General features: G+C 37.9%; 4 protein-coding genes and 1 pseudogene. 3 read left to right on the forward strand and 2 right to left on the reverse strand.

Annotation, left to right across the window (positions count from 1 at the left end; genetic code table 11):
- Nucleotides 1–8 precede the first annotated feature (8 nt).
- Entirely contained in the window at nucleotides 9–752 is a 744-nt protein-coding gene (locus Hs30E_RS05575; protein ID WP_172208659.1) for a P-loop NTPase fold protein, read from the reverse strand.
- Between the two features lie 312 nt (nucleotides 753–1064).
- Between Hs30E_RS05575 and treP the strand changes: the two genes are divergently transcribed.
- From treP to argF, 3 genes are all read left to right on the forward strand, one after another.
- Nucleotides 1065–3044 (forward strand): PTS system trehalose-specific EIIBC component, encoded by a 1980-nt coding sequence (gene treP, locus Hs30E_RS05580; RefSeq protein ID WP_172208660.1) that lies wholly within the window; start codon nucleotides 1065–1067, stop codon nucleotides 3042–3044.
- A gap of 49 nt (nucleotides 3045–3093) precedes the next feature.
- Nucleotides 3094–4701, forward strand: a complete 1608-nt coding sequence (gene treC / locus Hs30E_RS05585; RefSeq protein WP_172208661.1) for an alpha,alpha-phosphotrehalase — start codon at nucleotides 3094–3096, stop codon at nucleotides 4699–4701.
- A gap of 71 nt (nucleotides 4702–4772) precedes the next feature.
- On the forward strand, nucleotides 4773–5774 hold the full coding sequence (argF, locus tag Hs30E_RS05590; protein ID WP_172208666.1) for an ornithine carbamoyltransferase: 1002 nt from the start codon (nucleotides 4773–4775) through the stop codon (nucleotides 5772–5774).
- Between the two features lie 178 nt (nucleotides 5775–5952).
- On the opposite strand, the pseudogene Hs30E_RS11645 reads toward argF, so the two are convergent.
- Nucleotides 5953–6129: pseudogene (locus Hs30E_RS11645) on the reverse strand (ISNCY family transposase); the annotation flags it as partial.

A 6129-nucleotide genomic window follows, 5' to 3' on the forward strand; every position in this document is an offset into this window, starting at 1 on the left:
ACATCAGTTTAACATTTTTTGTACGGTTTGGGAACAAGTCTATTAATTTTATTGCTTAGATTGATTACCGTTCTCAAATTTGTGTGTTTTTTTGATTGGAAAGTGGCAACAATATCATCCTGATGACCTTGTAAAACAGAAAATCCAGAAAATTTAGTCTTTAAAATATTAAGCGCGCTATTTTCAAAATCAGGTTCAAAATTGAAGATGAACGAGAATACTTTTTCTTTGTATGTTCTGAAATTAGCTTCTCTGTCTTTTAATTCAGCAACATTGGCAATGACGACCACTTTTTGCTCATAGTTTTCATTCAAGTTATTGATGTAACCTAAAATTTCCTTAATATCAATCGAACATCTTTCTAAGTCATCGAAAATTAGGATACATTTATAAGTTTTGTTTTTATCTTTGTTTGTGGCACTCAACAAACTTCCAAAGTCAATAATTGATATGTCTATGCCTAGTTTTGATTCAAAGAGTTCACCTAATAAATTTTTTCCCGTATCCACTACTTTTCCTATTTTTGTAAGTAGACTAGTGTTAATTTTATTTGAGAGTTCCTCAATAGAGGTAATGCCAAATAATGAAATCTTGATTATTTTGAAATTGTTTTGTTCTTTTTCAAATTCTTTGACAAAATCATTAATAAAATAAGTTTTGCCTATTCCCCACTCGCCGTCAATTAATAGTGAACCACTAGTAGGTTCAGCTATATATTCTTTTAGAAAATTATTAATATCTGTACTTCTCATTTCAATGTTCCTTTCTTAGTTTTAATTATATCTTATTTTCTTAAAAAACAAAATAGAGTGAATAATTAAAGTTATAATTTCGTTATTGACTTAAAAGTTTTGCAGTTGATTGATGATGTGTTTTTGTTTGTGAAAAGAAACCGAAGTTTTTTAAAGTAACTAAGCTATATTTTCTTAAAATATTTAAAGAAACCGCTTGCAAATATTTTTTATTATGCTAAAATGAACTTATAGGATAACTTGTACGTACAAGTTACGGAGTTATCGCTTTGTAAACGTTTTATTATGCTATTTTTATGGAGGTTCCTACAAATGGGAAAATTTGAAAAAGATGCGCGCGAGTTGCTTGAGGCGATTGGCGGCAAAGAAAACATCAATGCGGTTACGCATTGTGCGACACGGATGCGGTTCGTTCTTGTTGATGATGCAAAAGCCGATAAGGCGAGAATTGAGAAAATTCCAACAACTAAAGGCATGTTCACTAATGCTGGGCAGTTTCAAGTTATTATTGGAAATGATGTTGCGACTTTCTACAATGAGTTTTCAGCGATTAGTGGTATTGAGGGTGTCTCAAAAGAGGCAGCTAAATCAGCTGCTAAGTCTAATCAAAATGTAATTCAGCGGTTGGTTGGGACGTTATCGGAAATTTTTACGCCGCTTTTGCCAGCGATTATTGTTGGCGGTCTGATTCTTGGTTTTCGGAATATTCTTGAGGGTGTACAGTTTGGTGGTTCAACGATTGTTGAAAATTCACCATTTTGGAATGGTGTCAATTCATTTCTCTGGCTTCCAGGTGAAGCAATTTTCCACTTTTTACCTGTTGGGATTGCTTGGTCTGTCACACGGAAAATGGGAACGACCCAAATTCTTGGGATTGTTCTTGGGATTACGCTTGTTTCGCCACAGCTTCTCAATGCTTATGCTGTAAATGGCACATCAGCAGCTGAGATTGCGAAAAATTGGTCTTGGGATTTCGGTTTCTTTACCATGGATAAAATCGGTTATCAAGCGCAAGTGATTCCTGCCATGGCAGCTGGTTTTCTCCTTGCTTATCTGGAGAAATTCTTCCGCAAGTATATCCCAGAAGCTGTTTCGATGATTTTTGTGCCACTCTTTGCACTTTTACCAACGATTATTGCAGCCCATGCTATTATTGGCCCAATTGGTTGGAAAATTGGGCAAGGAATTTCTTTTGTTGTTAATGGCGGTCTGACGTCTTCATTTGCGTGGTTGTTTGGTGCTGTTTTTGGTGTGCTTTATGCGCCATTGGTTATCACAGGTTTACATCATACAACACTTGCTATTGATTCACAATTGATTGCAGACTATGGTTCGACTAATCTCTGGCCTTTGATTGACTTGTCAAACATTGCGCAAGGTGCAGCTGTATTTGCTATTTATTTACTGCATAAAAAGAATAAAAAAGAGGCAGAAATTTCAGTACCATCAACGATTTCGGCTTGGTTGGGTGTAACTGAACCCGCTATGTTTGGGATTAACTTGAAATATGTTTATCCGTTTGTTGCGGCGATGATTGGGTCAGGTGTGGCTGGCATGGTATCAACGATTATGGGTATTCGTGCCAATTCTATTGGTGTTGGTGGTTTGCCAGGTATTCTCGCTATTCGTGGTACGGATATGGCGAAGTTTGTGATTCCGATGTTGATTGCGGTTGTCGTACCGATTATCCTGACTTTCTTTTTCCGTCAAGCGGGCATTTTCAATAAAATTGACAAGGTAGATGCCGCAGCGCAAGGTGCTGATTTTACAATGGATACGGCTATTTTGGAGGGCGCGCAAGAAGCGGCTAAAACGAAGATTGCGACAGGAACGACGGTTAAGGTTGCTAGTCCTTTAAATGGTCAGGTTTGTGCTTTGTCAACAGCGAAAGATCCTGTTTTTGGCGAAGGACTCATGGGACAAGGGGTTATGATTGAACCGTCTGAAGGTGTGTTAGTAGCACCATTTGATGGAACAGTTTCAGCACTTTTTCCAACTAAACATGCTATCGGATTGATTTCAGATACTGGTGCTGAATTGCTCATGCACATTGGCATGGATACGGTCAAACTTGATGGCAAAGGCTTTGAAAGTTTTGTCAAACAAGGCGATCGTGTGAGTCTTGGTCAGAAAATGATAACGTTTGATATTGATTTTATCAAGCAAGAAGGTTTTAGCGTTGAAACGCCTGTCATTGTGACCAATCAAGCTATTTTTCAACCTGATATTGTGGGGAATTTGCCACGTCAGATTAGCTCAGGTGCTACTATTTTGACAGCAACTAAAATTTAATGGAGAACCGTAGAGGGCTAATGCCCTTTTTGGTATTTTAGGAAAAAAGATGACATTCAAAAATAAAGTAATTTATCAAATTTATCCCAAGTCTTTTTTAGACACGACTGGCAGTGGTGTTGGCGATATTTGTGGGATCATCAAAAAGCTTGATTATTTGGCTGAGCTTGGCATTGACATGATTTGGCTCAATCCGATTTATCCTAGTCCTCAGCGGGATAATGGTTATGATATTTCAGATTACGTGGCGATAAATCCTGATTTTGGGACGATGGCTGATTTCGAGGCGCTGATTGCTCAGGGAAAAAAGCGTGGTATTGAGGTTATGCTGGATATGGTGCTCAACCATGTTTCGATTGAACATGACTGGTTTCAAAAAGCAATTTCTGGCGATACTTATTATCAAGATTTTTTCATTTTGCGTGATGAGCCGACAGATTGGCTCTCTAAGTTTGGTGGTAATGCGTGGGCACCATTTGGCGATACGGGAAAATATTATCTTCACTTGTTTGACGTGACTCAGGCTGATCTTAACTGGCGAAATGTGGCTGTCCGTAATGAAATGTTCAAGGTGGTTAATTTTTGGCGCGATAAGGGTGTTGCTGGTTTTCGTTTTGATGTAATTAACTTAATTGGCAAGGAGGCTATTTTGCAAAATAATCCTGTTAATGAGGGGAAAGCTGAATATACCGATAAGCCATTGACCCACGATTATCTTCAGATGCTAAATGCGGCGAGTTTTGGCAAGGATGAAGAGGCGATTACGGTGGGCGAGATGAGCTCAACAACGATTGAGAATTGTATTTTATACAGTCGTCCCGATCGGAATGAGCTGTCTATGACGTTCAATTTTCATCATCTCAAAGTTGATTATGTTGATGGTCAAAAATGGACGAAAATGCCTTTTGATTTTGCCGAGTTGAAACAACTTTTTCACACTTGGGGTGAGAAAATGAGTGAGGGGAATGGGTGGAATGCGCTGTTTTGGAACAATCACGACCAGCCACGTGCCATCAATCGGTTTATTGACCATAAAAATTTTCGTATCAAAGGTGCGATGATGTTGGCTGCGAGCATTCATCTTAGTCGTGGAACGCCTTATGTTTATATGGGCGAGGAAATTGGCATGATTGATCCTGATTTCACGAGCATGCAGGAGTACGTGGATGTTGAGTCGCGCAATGCCTATCAAATGCTGATGGCTAGTGGCAAGTCGCCCGAGGAAGCCTTTGCGATCATTCAAACCAAGTCGCGTGATAATTCGCGCACACCTATGCAGTGGGATGATTCGGTAAATGCTGGCTTTTCAACAGGTAGGCCGTGGCTTATGACTGGCAATCATGCTGAGATTAATGTGGCGCATGAGAAAAATGGCGAAATTTTTACTTTTTACCAGAAGTTGATCGCGCTTAGGAAGTCGGAAAAACTCATTTCTGAGGGAACTTATAAGGCAGCTTATCAAGAATCAGATTGCATTTATGGCTTTATCCGTGAATTTTCAGGGCAAAAAATGTTGGTTGTCAATAATTTTTCAAATCAAGTGAGTCAATTTGAGTTATTGCCTGAATTTGTTAATGGTGAGATTTTGATTAACACTTATTCTAAATTTATGGCAAATGAATTGCAACCTTATCAATCTGTTGCTTTCATTGTATAAAAACTTGACAAACGAATAATTATACATTAAAATAAGTTTATCACTTTAGAAAAGGATAAGCGTATTTGACTATGTTTCAAGGTAAAAGTTTTTTAAAAGAAATTGATTTCACAAAAGATGAGTTAGTTTATCTGATTGATTTTGCGATTCATCTGAAAAAATTAAAGCAAGCAAAGATTTCTCATCAATATTTGGCTGGGAAAAATATCGCTTTGTTATTTGAAAAAACGTCAACTCGGACGCGTGCTGCTTTTACGGTTGCAGCAAACGACCTTGGCGCACAGCCTGAATTTCTCGGACAAAATGATGTTCAGTTCGGCAAAAAAGAGTCAACAGCTGATACCGCAAAAGTTTTGGGGGCAATGTTTGATGGGATTCAATTTCGCGGTTTTAAGCAGAATGATGTCGAAAGTTTAGCGCAAAATGCGGGTGTGCCAGTTTGGAATGGTCTGACTGACACGTGGCATCCGACACAAATGTTAGCAGATTTCATGACAATCAAGGAAGTTTTTGGCGATTATGTGGGGAAAAATCTCGTTTATATTGGTGACGGAAGAAATAACATGGCAAATTCTTTGTTAGTGACTTCGGCGATTTTAGGTGTTAATGTCACAATTATTGCGCCAAATGATTTGCAACCTGAGCTTGAGATTCAGAAAATTGCGCATGAAAAAGCAACATTAACAGGTGCTGTACTCACAATTACTGATGATACTAGCGCTGTTAAAGGGGCTGATGTCATTTACACAGATGTTTGGGTCAGTATGGGGGAAGAGGACAAATATGATGAGCGAGTTCAAAAACTTTTGCCTTATCAAGTCAATGCGGCACTTTTTGCCAAAACAGAAAACGAAAATTGTATTTTTATGCACTGTTTACCGGCATTTCATGACTTAAATACCAGGACAATGGCAGAAATTCATGAGAAATACGATTTGACAGAACTTGAGGTAACAGACGAAATTTTTAAATCGGTTAAATCTGTCGTTTTTCAAGAGGCTGAGAATCGTTTGCATACAATAAAAGCTGTTATGGCTGCGACACTAGGAAATTTGTTTATTCCAAAAGTTTGAGAACGTGTTTTTTGAAATGATTGATTGGATCATTCAGTTAGAAAATGAAGAAGAATAGAATCACAAATCACTGTCAAGCGAAATTGAAAATGTCCCAAAAAAAGTCTAAACATGAGTTACATTTTGCTAAAGCAAAATTTGCTTTTAGAGTCCATTTTTGATATGATTGAGTTATGATTTATGCTGAATTTTCAGCTTGATATTCCAGAAGCGTCTTACCGATTCTTTTGAGATACTTTTCGAAAGATGCAAGTTTCCACGGGTGTGACTGTTGGGGAATATACTTGCGTTTTTCTTTTTTGCCTTCTTTGGGTTGATCAAATTCTTTTGAGTAAATTTCATGTGTTAGTAACAT

Origin of the sequence: Pseudolactococcus hodotermopsidis (assembly GCF_011170085.1) — a bacterium.
Classification (GTDB): Bacteria; Bacillota; Bacilli; order Lactobacillales; family Streptococcaceae; genus Pseudolactococcus; species Pseudolactococcus hodotermopsidis.